This is a genomic window from Arthrobacter sp. GmRoot5-12 (assembly GCF_059739365.1).
In genome coordinates this window covers 4,348,296-4,366,514 of the sequence record NZ_AP046056.1, presented here as the reverse complement: position 1 = coordinate 4,366,514, position 18,219 = coordinate 4,348,296, and the positions used below count along the sequence as shown (strand labels likewise).

Sequence of the window (18,219 nt, the reverse complement as noted above, 5' to 3'; positions counted from 1 at the left end):
GCAAGAAATCTCCTTCGATCAGAGGCTAGATGCAACGCGCGGCTTCACACGGACTAATCGATCGCCGCCCATTGATGCAGCAGCTTGTTGAGCGTCCTGGCCTGCACCGTGAATCCCATGGGTTTACTGGCCAGGACGTTCATACTGCCGGCCGGGACAAGAGGAGGCCTGTCTGTCCGTGGGACGTGCTCGTACACTGCACGCGGTTGGCCCCATCTGCAGCAACAAAAACCTTCACATGCCAGCTCCGCAGAACGCGCCCGTCCCTTCTGAATTGGCAGCCGATATCCGATAACGTAGTCCCAATCTGCATCATGTCCTGCGATGTTGCCCTGCATAGCACCTGTTGTCTTTCGGCGCCGCTATATGACCGGTTTGGCTGTGGAATCCCAATCGGAGCCCTTTCTTAAAACATCCGACTGTCCGAGAAACGCGAGGTGTACCTCGTGGTGCAGGCGACTGCTTCACGGATCAGGAATGCGTTCATCCCCCGGGAGTGGTAGCAATCCGCATGGTAGGGCTTGACCGGCACGATCCCGGTAGCCAATAGCCGGCCAACGAGGCAAATCGGGGTAGCTCTTCCACCGGACCATGCCAGTTTCGCTCTTCGAAATCGGCCATCACGGGAAGGCTCCTAAGGACCATCCAGGACGGGATAAACCGGGAAATGATGAACCCTGAACGCGAAGAGACCTCAACAGTGACTATGACAGGCCAGGCGCGACCGGACGTAGCTTGGCATACCGTCAGCGCTGACAGGTTTCCGACGTTCCGTGAGATCCTCAGCCAATGATCGCCCCGAGACTTTTTGGGTTTTTGAACTCTCCCAGTTGCAACTCCTAATTTTCGCTCAGGTGTTGCTATGACCACTAGACGCCAATCCGTCACCAGTACTGCAGGGGCTTCATCTGCAAGGCTTTGGTAGTGCCTAAGCCTAGGGAGCGTTGTATGTGCCTGCACATCCAGTGCTATCAGCCGATGCCTTGTACTAAAGGACAACGTTACAAATGCTCAACCATGCCTGGCGGACGTGCCACCGCAAGGTCCATGGCTTGGCCTTATTTTCACAGGAGTGTGGGTCGTTCCAAGGCCGAGGATACGTCATGGAAGGTTGAGGCTAGGTGGGCCCGCATGGCGTCCACCGCTTGCCCTGGTTTACCGGCCAGAACTGCGCGAAGGATTACTTTATGCTGTTGGTGGCTTCGCGCCATAGTTGCTGCATCGAGCAAATTGGAACTAGCGGGCACGAACAGCTCTCCGCGAGCCTCTACCATGAGCGACTTTAACCGCGGGCTGTCAGCGGCGTCAGCTAGAGCGGCGTGAAATCGCGCATCTGCCTCGCGGAAATCCTTCGGGCTCATGTCCGATGTCTTCGCCGGCATCGTCGCGTTCAATTGGCGGGCGTCGGGAATATCTCGCTCCGCAGCTAGCCATGCAATCTGACACTCCACTGCTGTCCTAACGTGCATGATCTCACGAAGTCGGGCTCGATCCGCCTGCATCCAAGACAGCCAGCGCGCGTAGGCCTCGTCGAGACGTGTAACGAAGGTACCCCCGCTAGCACCACCACGGCGTACCTCGACATATCCATCAGCCCGCAAGGCATTAAGGGCCTCGCGAAGGGTAGACCGCGATACCTGCAACATAGCGCAGAGGCGCCGTTCCGCTGGAAGCCGATCTCCAGGGGCAAGTTCACCTCGGTGAATCATGTTCTTTAACGTCGCATGAACCTGGTCCACACTGGTTCGCGCCGAAGTGGCTGAGTTAGGCCATGTCACGTCGCCGACGTGATCAACAGACAACACTAGAGCACCGCTTTCGCATCGGGGTCCGACCACACGTCTCGCTGCCGGGGGCATTCCATAATGGTACGGAACTCCTGGCGGTCGGGCTTCGTTCCTCATACTGCGGTTGCAAGCAGGCTTACGTCCGGACCGGCGTGGAGGCCGATCTGACGGGCGGCCTCTTTGACTTTCTGCGCCACTAAATCCGGTCTCATCGTGTGCGTCGACCCAGCCACCGAGATAGCTGCGACGGGACGGCCGTCGGGGGTCAGGACAGGCGCCGCCACGCAAGTGAGGCCTTGTCGACACTCCTCAAGGTCAAAGGCGACCCCGTTGGCGCGGACTGCTTCGAGTTGTCGCAGAAAAACCTGCGGCGAAACAACGGAGTAGGGCGTGGCAGGGCGTAGACCGCCGGCGATCACGTTCCTGACGGTAGCTTGATTGGCAAACGCGAGCATTGCCTTGCCAACCGCCGAGACATGTGCGGGAACTCGGTGCCCTACACGAGACGGCGACGGCGCCGACCGGTGGCCGAAAACCTTCTCCAAATAGACAACTTCGAGCCCTTCCAACATGGCGAGATGGACGTTTTCATGGGTTTCTTCATAGAGCTGGGTCATGTAGGGAAGTGCGACCTCCCGGAGCATTCCCGCCCCGCCGCGCAGTGCCAGCGCACCCAATTGCAGAACAGGTCGACGAAGGTACCATTCCATCTCGTTGCGGTCGACCAGGCCAACGTCGCGCAAGATGCCGAGCAGCCGGTGCGCAGTGGATTTGGGAAGACCAGCCTGCCGTGCGAGTTCTGTCAGGGTGGCACACCCCCCGGTGGTGTTGAAGGCCATCAGAAGGGCAGCCGCTTTGTGCACAGAGGAGAGAACATCGGGCTCGGGAAGAGAGGCTCCCACTGAAGGGGCCATTGGACTGACCAACATGCCATTAGTCTACGTGGGGCATCTCACTTTCTCAACTAACCGTCCTGCGGACGCTCGGCTGTTTGTGTCCTGCGCTGCTGTCCGTTTCTGGGGCTGGTTCTACTGGGCTGGCTTAGGGACTCACCCCGAGGTGAAATAGGGGTGTTGGGTCCGCAGACAGAGCGGAACGTGCTTTTGAAAGTTCCACTGTCTGAAACCGGGGCATTGTCAGTTTGGAGCGGTGAGCCAAACATTGAGCGTAGACAGCCAATAGAAAGCCGGAGGAATTGATGAAACACCCCCACGACGCCGCGAACGCGCAAGCCACCGCAAAGGTACGAGCCATTCTCGAGCAGGAGGACATCGAGCGGGTGCTGGTAATGGGCACAGACATCCATGGCCAGTCCCGCGGCAAGTTCATTCCGCGATGGCGCTTCGAGAAAGACCCGACGGAGGCGCAGCACATTGCCGACGTTATCGCCATCCTGGACATTGAGGACGAGATGATGGCCAGGCCAGCTGGTTATACCGGCTGGTGGCCGTCGTGGGAATCGGGCTTTACCGACATGGAGGCCGTCCCGGACCTGGACACTTTCTCGTCCGTCCCTTGGATCGACGGCAGTGCTGTCGTTCTGTGTGACTTCCAAGACGAGGAGGGCCAGCCGATCTCCGCCATGCCGCGTAACCTGCTGCGCCAAATGGTCGATCGTGCGGCGGATATGGGCTTCACGGCCCGGATGGCCACCGAGTACGAGTTCTTTGTCTTCCGCGAGACAGCGCAGACTGCTCGTGCCAAGGGCTTCCGTAATCTGGAGCCGATGACCAACGGTGTCACGATGTACGGCGGCGAGCGGGCACACAACGAGTTGGGACTGACAGCGGCGATTGAGGCGGCATGCAAAAGCATCGGGGTTAAAATCGAAGCCATTGTCCCAGAGGGAGGGTCGTCTCAGTTCGAGCTCAATCTGACACCGCAGAAGGCTCTGCGCGCCGCCGACGAAGGCTTCTTATTCAAGTTCGCCGTAAAGCGCATCACAGAATCACTCGGCTACACCCCATCCTTTATAGCCAAACTGGCCCCGGGCAGTTTTGGTAACAGCATGCATGTGCATCAGTCACTGTGGGCCGGCGACCGGAATGTCTTTTACGACGGCACCTCTAATGACGGCCTATCGAAGACTGGGCGGCAGTACGTTGCGGGGCTTACGAGCACACTGCGGGAGTTTACAGCGGTGTTTGCCCCTTTTATCACGTCGTACAAGCGCTTTGAGCCAGAAGCAGCCGCCGGCACACATGTCGCCTGGTCCCTTGGAAACAGAACCACTGCAATCCGGGCGATTCACGGTGCTGAGCACCTCACCCGGATCGAGAATCGCACTCCCGGGGCGGACGGGAACCCGTACCTCGTACTCGCTGCGATGCTGGCTGGCGGACTGTGGGGAATCGAGAGCGATCTTGATCCGGGGCCCTCGTACACCGGGAATGCCTATGCCGACAGCTCACTGCCCACTGTTCCAAGGACCCTTTCGGAAGCTGTTGACCTCTTCGAGCAGAGCGAGGTTGCAAACAAGTATCTGGGTGAGGAGTTTGTGCAGTATTTCGGGGCGACCCGGCGCTTGGAGGTCGAGCAGTTCAACAGCGCAGTAACCGACTGGGAGCTCTCGCGATACTTTGGCAAAGTCTGACCCTGCCGCGATTCGCTTCCCCGGCAGAGCGCCGTGGGGCGGGTCTCGGAGCCGGTCGCGATGACGCGACGCAGGGTTTTCCAGCCTGGTCGCGTCATCGCAGACTCTGCAGCGTCAGCATGAAAATGGTGCAGGCGCTCCTGACAGGTCTCATCTACATGTAACCGAGCACCATTGACGCCTCCCCGAGCTGTTGAGCTTCCTGATCCATGCCTTGCCACTAAAGGGGACAGCCGTCCAAATATGCGTTTACAGCTGCCTTGTGACCCGGGCATTCGGGTCCTGCCAGGAACCTTGGCCTCCCGCTTCTCTTAGTTCGCTTTGCACATCACGGTGTTGGGATGGGACAGCGTAAAAGGACTAGTTGTAGTTCTCACTCACGCTGTGAACAGCCGGACGGTATATAGAGAGTGAAGCCTCCGGTATCGGTTTAGGTGATCGGGACTGCCCCTGATTTTGTTGCCTCCTTAAACCTAGCGAGCTGTTGCTGGTGGAAGGAATTGGCCATGCCTCGGCTCGGGGGGCGGAGTTCCGCGAGGATGTTCTTGATATACCCCGCAAGGGCGCGGCGCCGCTAGCGCAGATTCTGAAGAATTTCGGGCTATCGATCACAACGCTGCGGCGGCAAATTCCCATCGCGTAATGTAAAAGAGCCTAGGCTGGCCCGGCAGCTGCGGAGTCGGCCGGGAGGCGCGAGCTGAAGAAAGCTTACCCCTCTGTTGGGCAGGAGAAGGAAATTCTGCGTCATCCGGACCCGGTGAGGCGTGATGCCTCTCCGCCGAAGTGGCCTAGGGAGGGCCTGCGGCAAGGTGGCTCATCTAGTCCTGGTCCGCCGGTCGGTCGATGCGCGGGGCGGTGCCCTTGCACGGCGGGCCGGAGGAAAATGCCCGCAACCAGCGGCCGCACCAGGCGCGGAGCATCCGCGGATCCCAGTTCAGGTCGCGGCGGTTTGTCGAAGCACTCTGACACCAAGGACTCACAGGGTCGATGCTCGGGGGGACAGCTCGGCGATGAAGGCGACTGTTCACCCACGCAATATCAGGACAATCCGCCCGGGAACAGCTGCTGGTCTCTCTACGCATGAGTACTACAGACACGAATCAATTGGCGCAGATTCGCGGCACAGCACTACGTTTCTCGGGCTGCTGAGGATGAACCCGATTCACGAAGGAAGCAACGGGCCTGACACTGGGCTCACGCGTCGTTGATTCGTGGTCGGCCAAGGGCTGTGACTTGCGGTGATGTCTTCTGAAGGGTGGCTTCACGCACTAATCGGGTGGCCTTTTGTCGCCGGGTTGATGTCTTACAGGCGGGTGTGGACGGCGTCCGGCGCTACGGTGGTCGAGATTGCGGGGTATGTGCGCGGAGGTCAGCGCATCGTGGAACATGTCGGCTCGGCGCGTACCGAAACCGAGCTCGGAGTCTTCCTGAAAGACGCCTGCGAATTGCTCAAAGATCCCGCTCAGAGTGTCCTTGACCGCGGCGACCAGCCGGCATCATGCCGGCGTGGCGATCTCCAGCGGGAACCCGCCTCAGTCCACGAATAGACCGACGACGAACTCGGGTCGTTCCTCGGAGTAGCCGAGCTTGCGCTGGCCGTCTTCCTTCTCGGCTTCGACGTACAAGGTGGTGACGTCGTAGAGCACTGGGGAGACGTCCCCGCTGATCCGGCATGCTGAAAGCACCGCGCAACGGAAATTTATCTGCTCCTACCACCACCTGCGGCACGTTGAGCAGTCCTCCCCGATGAGCAAGACAGACCTGTGTGCCAGGCCAATGTTTCAACGCACCCGCGACGGGATCGCGGCAGACCTAACGATCGTCTTCCCTGCGATGGCTCTCTTTCAAATAGTCCAGCCCAGGAAGGGGCTCATAGTTCGTAGCGTCACTCGACACCTCCGGACCCTGCGCTGGGCCACCATCGCCGTCAACGGCACCATCCGGACATTCGCCCGCCATCACAGCCAAGTAGCAAACCATCCTCAACGCCATTCGCGACCGAAAATGCAGGCACTAAGTCAATAAGCTAAGTCAGGACGGGAGGTGAAGGATTTGCTGCAGGACATTACAGGAGCTGGAAGGAGCTACAGTCATGAAAATGGAAAAGCCGCCGTTCATTTAGGTCGTCCCTTACCCAAAACATGAGTCCGTCGCTAGTCTTGGCCTCCACGGTTCCGACGCAGGCACCCTTGTCTTGCACTCGAAGAAGCACTACGTCTCCCGGGACGACGCTTGTCCAAATCAACAAGGGGTGATACCTCTCCTTGATCTGCTGTTCTTCCACCTGGTTTGGGCGTATTTGTTGATCTGTCACATTAGGTCTTTCGGGTTTAGGACAGTAGGGATGAGTGGGTTTCCCGCACCCTTGGATGAAAGTCCGCCGGACTCCACTTACACAAACCAATCTCCCCGTGAGGCGTCAAGGCATATAGGAACTTATGGCGACTTCAATGTTGTTAATGAAATCATTCTGGTGAGAGTCCAGATCCGTGTAACAGCTGTTGAGGCCGGCTGGATTTTCGGCAGTTTCCGAGGATTCAAGAGACTTTTCGATATGTCATCGTAATGTTCTGTCCCCCATGTGGATCTGTGACTCCCGGGAGTTCCTCGCATGGCTTCATCCACATAGCAGTTCAAGCAAAAAGCGTCCAGAACCGCTGTGGTGTTGTGTGCATTTCCAGTGCTTTAGCGAGTGGAGGAGAGGTGCACAGCGACGTCGACAATCATGTCTTCTTGGCCACCCACATAACCGGCCTTGCCGACTTCTTCGAGGATTTTCCAGGCCGGCACGCCGTACCGAGCAGCGGCGCGTTCAGCGTGGATAAGAAAAGAAGAGTAGACACCGGCATAGCCCTGCATGATGGACGCGCGATCCATGACCGGCATGCGCCGTATGTATGGCTTTACGGTATCTTCGGCCGCGGCCATGAGGGCCTGAACGTCAACGCCTGTGCCGATGTTCAGCCTGTCGAAGGCGGCCGCGAGAACCTCCGTGGGGGAGTTGCCTGCCCCGGCGCCCAAGGCTGCCAGGGTGCCGTCGATCTGCTTCGCACCGGCGCGGACGGCGAAGACAGAGTTGGCAACCCCGAAGGACATATTCTGGTGTCCGTGGAATCCGACCTGCGCGTCGGCTCCGAGCTCGGCGACGAGCGCTGCAACGCGGTCCGAGACGTCCTCCAGAATCAGCGCGCCAGCCGAGTCCACAACATAGACACACTGGCACCCGGCGTCTGCCATGATCCGGGCCTGTTTGGCCAGTTCGTCAGGGGAGACGCGGTGGGAAAGCATCAAAAAGCCAACAGTCTCCATACCCAGGCTCCTGGCGTGGCTGAAATGCTGGATGGATACGTCAGCTTCAGTGCAGTGGGTGGCAACGCGGACTACGGAAGCGCCGGTGTCATAGGCCTCATTCAGGTCGTCAATTGTACCCAAGCCGGGCAGCATGAGCACTGCAATCTTCGCCTTTTTGGCCTCGTCGACGGCAGCCTTGACCAACTCAAGCTCGGGCGTGAGAGAGAAGCCGTAGTTGAAGGAGGACCCGCCCAAGCCGTCGCCGTGGGTAACTTCGATGACCTGCACTCCGGCGTCATCCAGTGCCCGGACGGTGGAGCGAACTTGGTCCACCGTGAATTGGTGACTCATCGCGTGGGAGCCGTCGCGCAGTGTGGTGTCTGTCAGCCGGATGTTGTATTCGGGTGAGGTGCTCATGAGTGTGCTCCTGCGGTAGTGGCGGCGGATACCGACAGTTTGCGCTCGGCAAGCAGGTCGGCAGTGCGGGTGGCTGCGGCGGTGATGATGTCGAGGTTGCCGGCATATTCGGGGAGGTAATCGGCCGCTCCCTTGACTTGGATCCATACGCCAACCCGGCCGTGGTTGTTCCAGTCGGGACGGGCGTGGTCGAATTGAGGGTCCACGCGTAGCGAGTAGCCGGGAACGTAGGCCTGAACCTGCTCGACGGTGCGGACGATGGCCTCGCGGATGGCATCCTGCACCGCGCCGGGCTCGGCGGCCTCGGCCGGGATCGCGGCGTAGACCGTGTTGCGCATAATCATGGGAGGTTCGACCGGATTGATGATGATAATAGCTTTGCCCCGCGCAGCGCCGCCGACGACCTCAAGCGCCTTGGCGGTGGTTTCGGTGAACTCGTCCACGTTCGCCCGGGTGCCCGGCCCTGCCGACTTGGAAGCGATCGAGGCGACAATCTCAGCGTAGGGCACCGAAATCACGGAGGAAACCGCAGCAACAATTGGCGTGGTGGCCTGCCCGCCACAGGTAATCATATTCACGTTCTCCGCTTCCGGCACGGCGTCCAGGTTCACCACTGGGCACACGTATGGGCCGACGGCGGCTGGGGTTAGGTCGATGGCCGTGATCCCGGCGGCAGCGTAACGCGGCGCATTGGCGGCGTGGGCTTTGGCGGAGGTGGCCTCGAACACGAAGTCGGGCCTGTCGTCTTGGGCAAGTAGCCACTCGACACCCTCATGAGAAGAAATCAAACCTAGCCGGGCGGCGCGGGCGAGCCCGTCAGAGGCGGGGTCGACGCCGATCATATATTTAGGCTCAATGTGGGCGCTGCGCCGCATCAATTTGAACATCAGGTCGGTGCCGATATTGCCTGAACCGACGATTGCGGCCGTCATTTTTTTCGCTGTCATGGAAGAGTCCTTGCGTGCTAAGTGAAGTGGATGGTCAGGGAGCCCAAGGCCCCGAAGTCGGCCGATGCGGTGCTGTGGGCAACCGCAGGCAGCGCTTTGGTGAAGGAACCCGGCAGGATCAACTGCCCCTTGTCCAGGGCTACCCCTTGCTCGCCGAGGACGTTGGCCAGCCAGGCAAGTGGGGCCACCGGGTCGCCCATCACAGCGGCGCCGGTGCCGGATTCCGCCGGATGTCCATCGATGACTAGCGTGCATCGTACTGATGGCAGATCCTCAAGATCGACATTCAGCGGCGTGAGCCCGACGGCGATCGCCCCACATGAGGCATTGTCCGCGACAGTGTCCACGAGACTGATGTCCCAGTCGGTGATACGCGAGTCGATGATTTCGATAGCAGGGTAAACCGCCCCTATCGCCTGGCGGGCTTGTTCCACAGTCACGCCCGGTCCCTGCAACTTTGTCTTGAGCACGAAACCGAACTCCGGCTCCACTTTCGGGGCGATAAAACCTGACGCCGGGATGCGGGCGCCATCGTGGTACACCATATCTTCGAAGAAAAACCCGAAGTCCGGAGAGTCCACGCCCAGCTGCGCTTGCATGGCCGACGAGGTCAGCCCGACTTTGCGTCCGGCAAGCACCCGCCCCTGCGCCAGATGGTGCTGCAGCTGCGCGTCTTGGATCTCGTAGGCGTCCTGGATGCTCATCCCCTCCAGCCGGGTGCGCAGCGGAACCACCGGCACCCGCGTATGAGTAGCCTCTAGCAGCTCATCGACGAACGGCTGCAAGGGGATTTTTGCGGGTACCGGGTTCACACTTACTCCTATGACTTTGCCTTAGCTGTTGGCAGGCTCTTGTTCTGGCCTTGATTGTGCGCGACCCGTGCTGCAGACTGCAATGGTGCGTACCGCTGATTGGAACACGTCGTCGTCCGTATTGGAGCGCGCCTCATCGATACTGGGGGCGTTCCGCATCGAGGACCGGACCCTGGGGGTGTCGGAGTTGGCCAGGAGGACTGGGCTGGCAAAGTCCACAGTGGCCCGGCTGGCAGCCGAGCTGGTCCGGCTGCAGTATCTGGAACGACAGGGTGCGTCCCTTCGGCTCGGTCTTGCCCTGTTCGAACTGGGCCAGCTGGCGGCGACCCCGAAGGAACTGCGCAGGCGTGCCATCGGGATCATGGCAGACCTGCGCAACGCCACGGGGCATACAATCCACCTTGCCGTGCTGGACGGTACAGAGGTGGTGTACATCGAGATTCTGCGCGGCAGGGGTACTCCGCAGTTGCCGTCCCGGGTGGGCGGACGGCTTCCGGCACACGCTACCGCCGTCGGCAAGGCTATGCTCGCGTTCTCTCCACCACAGGTCGTTGACGAAGTGATTTCCGCCGGCCTGCCGCCGGTCGGACCCGGCACCATCACTGATGAGAAGTCCTTACGCAAGGCACTGGCCGACATCGCTCTCACCGGCGTCGCTTATGAGCGTAACGAATCTGCACCAGACAGCTTTTGTACGGCTAGTCCGGTGCTGGACGCCGGCGGAGGACTGGTGGCGGCTTTGTCGGTCTCGGGCAAGGTGGGCCATTTGGACGTCGATCGTGTGGCGCCTGCCGTACGTACAGCGGCACTGGCCTTAGGGCGCCAGTTGCCCCGGTACTCCGCGTTGGCCGACGGCTGACCAAGGACGGGCAGGAGCAAGGCCGCCAGGGAGGTCGACACGAGTTACCCGGCGACTGCTTTGTGGGGCAGGGATTCTCAGCCACTATGACAGCATGTCCTAGGGCCGGGGCATGATCAGACCTATAGATATAAACGCCAACGTAACGGCTGCCCAGGCTAATTTCGAAAGTGTCTTAGTCGCTCACTCAAAGGACCAACTCCAACGACCCGCCCGGACAAATCGGAGACCGCTGCTGCAGGCCGGAGACGCGTTCTCGACTAGGCACGGGGCTTAGCACTGTCACCGTCATGGCGATCTACGATGCGCCCGGTAAGCGGCATGCCGCGTTGCCGGTCAAAGAACGACTCCGGGCGTCCCTGACGACAGGGCCCGCGCCGCCTGGACGTCGCGAACTACCGTCTGCAGGCCCCTGTCGAACACGCAGCGGATCCGGAAACGAGCGGGCTCCGGCGCGGGGCTGGCGATGGTGGATAGATCGAAGTCCTCATCGTCACTGGCGCAGCAATCTACATCGGCAGCGGGGTAACCAACTATTCATGATTACCCCGCTAGCGCTGCTCGAGTTTAGGAAAGGCGGCTATACTTTTTTGCTTAGTTGCTCGATATGGTCTAGACGGTCAAAATGTGCCCGTTTCTCGGCTATCGTTCCTTCCCTGATTCTAAATAGGTTGCACATTGACATGCGGAGGTGGGCTCCTTCAGGGGGGATGCCATATATGTCCTTGCTTTGGTTTCCTTCGAATACTACGTATGCCACGACGCGGTCCTCCTCCGCCGTGGTTTCGATCGTCGTACTGTAGCCTTCGAAGGCGTCAAGATTCCTTTTCTCTGCTGCCAGGAAGCCCTCGATGCCCAAGTGCGGGGTGTCTACCTGGTTATAGAAAACGAAGTCCTCATGGCACAAACGCGCTGCCGCCTCGTAGTCTTCTCGTTTCAGTGCACTATAGAAATCGAGGACTAGATTTCTATTGTCTTCTAGTGTCATGAGACTGCCTATCTTCGGTTCCGACTGGTTACCGAAACGTTCTTTCAAGTGATGATTTTTTTGATCGACTCACGATCAATTGGCCGGGTTTATCGCCGCCGTTCAAAATGAGCGCGCCGACTTGCTCCCCGAGTTGGCAGCTTTTCGGACCGAAGTCCGTCTTGCCAAATTTCAACCGCTACTATTTGACCTTCGCTTTTTCTCCCGGCTCAAGGACGACTATCCGGTGGCCGAGGTCCTTTTCCTCAAACATCTTCTTCAACTCGGCAGATGTCTGCGAGAAATGCGCCCAAGAGTCTGCGTGGACCGGGACGATCGTTGCCTCTCCGAGGAGTTCGGCCACTTGAACAGCGTCTTCATTACTGAGGGTGAGGTAGGCGTCCCCCAGTTCCTCAAAGCGGGCTCCGCCGACAAAGAGAACGGCAACGTCAATCGGCCCGCACTTACGACCTATCTCGCCTACCAATTCGAGCCAGGAATTGTCGCCGCTGATGTAGGTCGTCGGAACACCTTCTCCAGACAGAACGAATCCGGTAACCGGGCCGGCAATCTGCCAAACGCCATCGGGCCCGTGGAGGGCAGGCACACCGGTTACTGTGAGGTTCCTACCGTCCGGCATTGGAACCAAGACTGATTCGTAGGGTTTGAGACCCGATACATTCTCCCCGAATTTGACCGCTGCTTCAGGTGTTGTCAGGCCTTTTTCCGCTGCGGCCAAGAGTGCACGTCCTGAATGGTCGAGGTTGTCCTCATGCTCATGCGATGCGAGGACTAGATGGAAGGGCTCCAGTTCCTCAGGAGCAAATGCAGGTCCTGCAGTCTTGACCAATGTGATGGGCGTATCCTTCTGTGGATAAGCCTGCGGCTGATCAAACGTTGGATCAATGAGAATACGGAAACCGTCGATATCCAGGACAGCAGTGGGGCCGCCGACAAGCGTAATTTCAAGTGACAATGACTTCTCCTTAGAGTGGCGGGTTCCTGTGATGACTCAAGGCCCGTAACGGTGGAAGGCTGGATCTGTTGGTTGGGATGTCCAGTGCGATCGCACGGGACAGCTGGCGCAGTCGTCCATGAGCTCGCAAGCTCAAAGCTGTGTTGTAGCCGAGTTACTTTAGTGCTGGTTGGTCCCAGCGATTCGTAACGCCGACAAATGACGATCGGCCTCTGATGTGACAGCCGGCCGAGTCCGGGCAATGACCTTCGTGGGAAGCGGACCAATGCCATTTACACGATCATGGCATATACCCCACCGGTATGCAAGATACCCAGGGGGTATACTGTACTAAAAATCCCACGGAATTTTTGCAAGGAGAACCATGCAGTTGGACCAGGTCGACATGACTCCGACTTTGAACCGGCTCAAACGCGCCCGAGGTCAGCTGGACGCGGTCATCCGCTCCATCGAAAGCGGAGAAGAGTGTCGCGTTGCTGTGCACAATTTGGCAACCGTCTCAAGGGCACTCGATCGGGCAGGATTCGCCATCATTTCCCAAACGCTTCAGTACCACTTGCAGGACACAGAGAACCCGGCGACGGAGGAGGATCTCAAAGAACTTGAGAAGCTATTTCTTTCGCTAGCCTGAGCAGGCCGTAACCCCGTGACGTGCGTACCGCTACGGCACCGGATGTGGCTCACGGCCATCACCGAGCACTGGACTGAGGCGAGCAAGCTCTATTCTCTGACATACGACAGTTGGCCCTCCCAAGCCAAAGCAAAAAATCGCCCCATAAGTCGCGCACGAACACTTCCACCACGATATGGCCTCCGCAACATTGACGGACTCCTTGTGTCGAACGGTTTCCCCGGAATGTAGTCTCAAACATGCTTGTTCATCCGCTTCTCCACCCACACGCTTACCCAAGTCGAAGGTATCGAAATCGCTGCATATAGGAATCCCGCAGCCATCAAAATATTCAGATACTGGACGTTGGACGAGCCGATTGAGTAGGCGTGCCGGGATCCGCTGGAACGACAGCCGCTGGCCAAGGAAAAGACTCCTAATCTCAACATCACAAACCCTTTGCAATGCTGAAGAACTTTCTTGAGAAGCTTGGTCTTTGATGAGGGGGTGCTGTGACTGCCCGGGGCGTTCCTGCCACTCTGCTGAAGGGACGCCCCGGGGCAGCGGCTCAGCTGTCGAGGCGGACGATTCCGATGGTGTGATCGGTGGTGAATTCGTCGATTGCCCAGTCGCCGTTGAACCTGCCGAGACCAGAGTTGCGTTCGCCGCCGAATGCCACGTGAGCCTCATCCTGGATCGGCATTTCGTTGATGTGTGTCATGCCGGCCTTGATGCCCAAGCTAAACCGGACGCCACGGTCCAGGTTCTGGGTAAAAACGGAACTGGCCAGTCCGAAATCGCCGTGATTAGCCAACTCTAGAGCGTGGGATTCATCGTCGGCTTTGAGGACACCAACCAGCGGGCCGAAGATTTCTTCCCTGGCGATCTCCATCTCAGCCGTGACGTCTGCGAAAACGTGGGCGGGCACAAGGCGCCCGTGAATCGTCCCGTCCAGGACCGTGCGGGCGCCTTCGCTCCGGGCTGTCTCGATCTTTTGCTTCAGGGATTCAAGCTGGCTGTCATTGACAACGGGGCCAACTAGAGTGTTCGGGTCTGAAGGATCACCGACCGGAACGTTCGCTGCTGCGGCCGTGAAGCGGGAGAGGAACTCGTCGTATATGGGTGCCTCTACAATGATGCGGTTCACGGCCATGCAGATTTGTCCCTGATGCAGGAATTTTCCGACCACCGCGGCCTGAACAGCAGCATCGAGGTCGGCGTCGGCAAGGACAACGAGGGGGCAGTTGCCGCCGAGTTCCAGTGCCACGGGCTTAAGGTACTTTCCGCCGGTCGCCAGTCGGCCCACATTCTGCCCCACGGGAGTGGAGCCCGTGAAAGAGATCAGGCCCGGAACAGGGTGGGTGACAAAGTCGTCGCCGATTTCAGAACCGGCGCCGACGACGACATTGAGGACACCCGCCGGCAAACCGGCTTCCTCGAAGATCCGGCCGAGAATAAGCCCGCCTGTTACTGGGGTATCGCTGGCAGGCTTGATGACGACGGCGTTTCCTAGGGCCAACGCGGGAGCCACGGAGCGCTGGGAGAGGTGCAGTGGGAAATTCCAGGGGCTGATAACACCCACGACACCCAGGGGGCGGCGGTAGACGCGGATTTCCTTGCCCGGGGTATTGGACTCCTGGATCCGCCCATGAACCGTGTCGGGAAGGAAGATGCCTCCAAGGTGATGGCAGCTGCGAGAGACACTTCAACGTTGGCTTTGCCCACGGTTGAGCCGGACTCTTTGACGATCCAGTCCACGATCTCTTCGCGGCGTTCCTCCAGCAGATGCGCTGCCCGCATGATGACTTGGCGGCGTGCAGTCGGGGTCTGCCGAGCCCATTCCTTCTGCGCTTGTTCTGCGGCACGGTATGCCTCATCCAGGTCTTCGACCGAAGCCTGACGGATGGTGGTCAGTACGGTGTCGTCATAGGGATTGGTGACGGTCAGGGTCTTGGCTGCGCGGCCTTCGCGCCAATGGCCGCCAATGTACTGCAGGGTCGTGGGCTGTTCGGCAAAGGTAGCGCCGGTCTTAAGGGCAGTGGTGGTCATGACAATACTCCTGTGTTGTGATCCGTGAAGGACGGTCATCGATGGCTGTCCTTCGGGGATTCGACGGAAAGTTGCTGATGGTGGACGGTGTGGGGAAGGACTGCAATTTGCGCTCTCGGGCTGATCGCGGACCCGGGATCCCCTTTTCACACTGCGGCGAGGGCGTGCCAGTCGTGCACTCCGGCGGCCGTGATGGCCACGCGGAACTCGTTGTTCTTGACTTCTCTGGAGACGGAGATGATCATGACTGACCTTTAAAAGGTATGTAGTCGTTGGGAAGAGCGGAGCCGTTGGTCAGCTGCGGACGTCAGGGGCTATGGCGCCGGAAATGAGCGCCAGCGCTGCGGGAGGATCATGCTCACCGGAGTGTGGCGACGACGAAGAAGACGATGCCGGGCACGCCGACATGTTGCGCCTCAGGCCGCCTGAAGCCGGGGACGTGGAGGACTAGACATAGAAATTTGCCTTTCAGGAAAAGATCAGGCGACGGTGCCATCGGGGCGGACGCGGCGGAGGACGGAGGCGACTGCATCGACTGCGGTCGCTGCTTCTGCCTCCGTCATGATGAGCGGGGGAGAGAGCACCAAATTGGTGGGGCTGCTGATACGGACGATAACGCCCGATTCGTCGCGGATGACGTCGGCGACCGAACGGCCGGGCTGCGGCAGGGGAGTGCGGCTTTCCTTGTCCGTGACCAGTTCAAGGGCCATGCCCATGCCTGCGTGGCGGACCTCGCCGACGATGTCAAGTTCGGTGGCGAGCGGGGCAGCCAGGTCATAGAGCAGCTTTCCGATCCGCCGGGAGGCTGAGAGCAGGTTCTCAGACTCGAGGATGTCCAGGTTTTTCAGGGCGACCGCGCAGGCGACTGGGTGGCCGGAATAGGTGTACCCGACCGGGTAGCCGTGCCCGGCTGTGACCGTCGCACCGATCTCTTCGGACATGAGCACGGCACCGAGCGGGATGTAGCCGCTGCTGATGCCCTTGGCTGTGACGATGATGTCCGGCCGCATGCCCAGATCAGGTGAAGCAAACCAGGAGCCGGTGCGTCCAAACGCCGTCACGACCTCATCGGAGATGAGCAGGATGTCGTGAAGGCGCAGGACTTTCTGGATCCTGGGCCAGTAATCAGCCGGCGGGATCACGAACCCGCCCACGCCCATGATCGGTTCACCGATCATGGCAGCGATGTTGTCGGGGCCAATCTCCGCAATGCGCTGCTCAAGTTCACGGACACAGTAATCGGTGACGTCTTCCCCGTTGAAGAGGTGGGCGCGGAACGAATGCGGCGGGGTCAGGTGGGTCACATTGGGAAGATGCGGCCCCTGACCTTCAGCCATGTCGGCGAAGCCTGTAGCGGTTCCACCCCCGTAAGCTAGTCCGTGGTAGGCATTGTGGCGGGAGAGGATCCAGTTCTTCTCCGGACGGCCCTTCATGTGGTGGTAATAGCGGGCGGTTTTGATGGCCGCGTCATCACCCTCAGACCCGCCCGAGGTGAAGAACACCTTGGACATGTTCTCGGGTGCCAGTGAAATGAGCCGTTCGGACAGTTCGATGGCTTTGTCATTGCTGAAATCCCAGAACGCAGTGAAGTACTCCAGCTTGCGCATCTGGGCTGCAGCGGCGTCGGCCATTTCCGCGCGTCCGTGGCCGATCTGGGCAAGCCAGAGCCCCCCGGTGGCGTCAAGATACTCCCGGCCCGAAACGTCAGTAAGCCGGCAGCCCTGCCCCTCGACCATGATCACACGTTCGCTGGACGAGGAGGGAAGATGAGGGTGAATCAGATGCTTAATATCAGTCCGCAGGAGATCCGTAGCCTTCGTAGTCTGGATGGTCATGATGGGGTGCCTTTCTGGGGTTTATTCTTAAGAAGCCTAGAAACTAGGATCTAGGCCACACCAAGGCCTGAACAATGGACAGTTCGCGATCGAGTGATCGCGAATCGCGATCAGGAGGATTCGGGTGGATTTTCGGCAACTCGAATATGTCGTGGTGCTCGCCGAAACCCTTCACTTCGGCCGTGCAGCGCAACGCATGCACATCGCACAGTCAGCGTTCAGCACGCAAGTCGCACGGCTGGAGCGGCAAGTCGGCGCCCAGCTCTTTGACCGGTCGGGAAACCGCGTGCGGCTCACACCTGCTGGTGAAGTATTCCTGCCCCGTGCGCGCCAGATCCTCTGCGAGGTAACGGACGCCAGCAACGAAGCCAGGATCCTTCAGACAGCCGGCCAGAAGCAACTGCGCATTGGGCTCTTCTGCGAATCGGCCGGGGAGCTGACGCCACTGATCGTGGACGCATTTCGCACCGCTATGCCCGACGTCGAGCTGTCCTTTCGGGAACTGTCCATGGTGGACCAAATCGAAGCCGTCGCCGCCGAAATAGTAGATGTGGCCTTCATCCGGTCCCCCGTGAGCGACAGCAGAGTGCAGCTCCACGAACTTTTCGCAGAGCCCCGTTATGTGGGCCTCCCCAGACACCATGAGCTGACGACACTCGATCAGGTGAAGATCAGCGACCTGGTGGAGCAGGCTTTTGCCGTTGCTGCCCCAGAAGCGCCAGCAGACTGGAAGGGCTACTGGGCTTTTGATGACGTGAGGGGCGAAACTGGTCGTGTGGCCGCATCCGTCACCAACGTCCCGGAGAGCCTCAACGCTATCGCGTATCAGGGCGCCATCGACACCTTCCCCGAATCCGCCACACGCTTCCTCAAATTCCCCGGGGTCGACTTCCGACGGATCGTTGACGGTAGCTACTCCCCAATAGCTGTGGCAACCCGGGCCGGGGAGCGGCGAGCACATGTCGAAGCCTTCCGCCACATCGCGCAGCAGCTGGCGGCAACATCGCTGCACATTGTCCCGGACGCCGTTCCAATGGACGAAGCGCCGAACAGTACCCCCAGGATTGCCTAGAATC

At 59.5% G+C, this 18,219-nt stretch carries 13 protein-coding genes and 2 pseudogenes; 5 read left to right on the top strand and 10 right to left on the bottom strand.

Annotated elements, in window-relative coordinates; translation table 11 throughout:
* Positions 1–1,064 precede the first annotated feature (1,064 nt).
* Together AC6JAM_RS20190 and AC6JAM_RS20185 are read right to left on the bottom strand one after the other, a co-directional pair.
* Complete coding sequence (locus tag AC6JAM_RS20190; RefSeq protein ID WP_497935712.1) at positions 1,065–1,859, bottom strand: FadR/GntR family transcriptional regulator; 795 nt, start codon at positions 1,857–1,859, stop codon at positions 1,065–1,067.
* Between the two features lie 41 nt (positions 1,860–1,900).
* The gene (locus tag AC6JAM_RS20185) at positions 1,901–2,716 is read right to left on the bottom strand and encodes an IclR family transcriptional regulator (RefSeq protein ID WP_497935711.1); all 816 of its coding nucleotides are present in this window, start codon (positions 2,714–2,716) and stop codon (positions 1,901–1,903) included.
* Positions 2,717–2,985: 269 nt separating this feature from the next.
* On the opposite strand from AC6JAM_RS20185, the gene AC6JAM_RS20180 reads away from it, so the two are divergent.
* Positions 2,986–4,380 (top strand): glutamine synthetase family protein, encoded by a 1,395-nt coding sequence (locus AC6JAM_RS20180; protein ID WP_497935709.1) that lies wholly within the window; start codon positions 2,986–2,988, stop codon positions 4,378–4,380.
* Positions 4,381–5,912: 1,532 nt separating this feature from the next.
* On the opposite strand, the gene AC6JAM_RS20175 is transcribed toward AC6JAM_RS20180, so the two are convergent.
* Complete coding sequence (locus AC6JAM_RS20175; protein ID WP_497935993.1) at positions 5,913–6,065, bottom strand: hypothetical protein; 153 nt, start codon at positions 6,063–6,065, stop codon at positions 5,913–5,915.
* A 16-nt stretch (positions 6,066–6,081) separates the two neighbouring features.
* On the opposite strand from AC6JAM_RS20175, the pseudogene AC6JAM_RS20170 reads away from it, so the two are divergent.
* Positions 6,082–6,405, top strand: a pseudogene (locus AC6JAM_RS20170) (IS1634 family transposase); the annotation flags it as partial.
* Between the two features lie 660 nt (positions 6,406–7,065).
* Here the strand turns inward: AC6JAM_RS20170 and dmpG are convergent.
* The 3 genes from dmpG to AC6JAM_RS20155 are packed head-to-tail and all read right to left on the bottom strand — an operon-like array spanning position 7,066 to position 9,847.
* Positions 7,066–8,088 carry a 4-hydroxy-2-oxovalerate aldolase gene (gene dmpG / locus AC6JAM_RS20165; RefSeq protein ID WP_497935708.1) on the bottom strand — a complete coding sequence of 341 codons (1,023 nt, stop codon included), beginning with the start codon at positions 8,086–8,088 and terminating at the stop codon, positions 7,066–7,068.
* Positions 8,085–9,035: an acetaldehyde dehydrogenase (acetylating) gene (locus AC6JAM_RS20160; protein WP_497935707.1), complete on the bottom strand. Its 951-nt coding sequence runs from the start codon at positions 9,033–9,035 to the stop codon at positions 8,085–8,087. The genes dmpG and AC6JAM_RS20160 overlap by 4 nt, the downstream gene beginning before the upstream one ends.
* Before the next feature lie 17 nt (positions 9,036–9,052).
* The gene (locus AC6JAM_RS20155; RefSeq protein ID WP_497935706.1) at positions 9,053–9,847 is read right to left on the bottom strand and encodes a 2-keto-4-pentenoate hydratase; all 795 of its coding nucleotides are present in this window, start codon (positions 9,845–9,847) and stop codon (positions 9,053–9,055) included.
* Positions 9,848–9,932: 85 nt separating this feature from the next.
* On the opposite strand from AC6JAM_RS20155, the gene AC6JAM_RS20150 reads away from it, so the two are divergent.
* Positions 9,933–10,706 (top strand): IclR family transcriptional regulator, encoded by a 774-nt coding sequence (locus AC6JAM_RS20150; RefSeq protein ID WP_497935704.1) that lies wholly within the window; start codon positions 9,933–9,935, stop codon positions 10,704–10,706.
* 580 nt (positions 10,707–11,286) lie between these two features.
* Here the strand turns inward: AC6JAM_RS20150 and AC6JAM_RS20145 are convergent.
* Both AC6JAM_RS20145 and AC6JAM_RS20140 read right to left on the bottom strand, forming a co-directional pair.
* Positions 11,287–11,694 carry an ester cyclase gene (locus tag AC6JAM_RS20145; protein ID WP_497935703.1) on the bottom strand — a complete coding sequence of 136 codons (408 nt, stop codon included), beginning with the start codon at positions 11,692–11,694 and terminating at the stop codon, positions 11,287–11,289.
* A gap of 181 nt (positions 11,695–11,875) precedes the next feature.
* A complete protein-coding gene (locus AC6JAM_RS20140; protein WP_497935701.1) occupies positions 11,876–12,649 on the bottom strand; it encodes an MBL fold metallo-hydrolase in 774 nt (257 codons plus the stop codon).
* 364 nt (positions 12,650–13,013) lie between these two features.
* Between AC6JAM_RS20140 and AC6JAM_RS20135 the strand changes: the two genes are divergently transcribed.
* Positions 13,014–13,280, top strand: a complete 267-nt coding sequence (locus tag AC6JAM_RS20135) for a metal-sensitive transcriptional regulator (protein WP_497935699.1) — start codon at positions 13,014–13,016, stop codon at positions 13,278–13,280.
* Positions 13,281–13,827: 547 nt separating this feature from the next.
* Here the strand turns inward: AC6JAM_RS20135 and AC6JAM_RS20130 are convergent.
* Positions 13,828–15,308 (bottom strand): annotated as a pseudogene (locus tag AC6JAM_RS20130) (aldehyde dehydrogenase family protein).
* Between the two features lie 479 nt (positions 15,309–15,787).
* Positions 15,788–17,044, bottom strand: coding sequence for an aminotransferase family protein (locus tag AC6JAM_RS20125; RefSeq protein WP_497935698.1), 1,257 nt, complete (start codon positions 17,042–17,044; stop codon positions 15,788–15,790).
* Between the two features lie 223 nt (positions 17,045–17,267).
* Here AC6JAM_RS20125 and AC6JAM_RS20120 point away from each other — a divergent pair, with 223 nt between their 5' ends.
* Positions 17,268–18,215 (top strand): LysR family transcriptional regulator, encoded by a 948-nt coding sequence (locus AC6JAM_RS20120; protein WP_497935697.1) that lies wholly within the window; start codon positions 17,268–17,270, stop codon positions 18,213–18,215.
* The last annotated feature ends 4 nt before the right edge of the window (positions 18,216–18,219 follow it).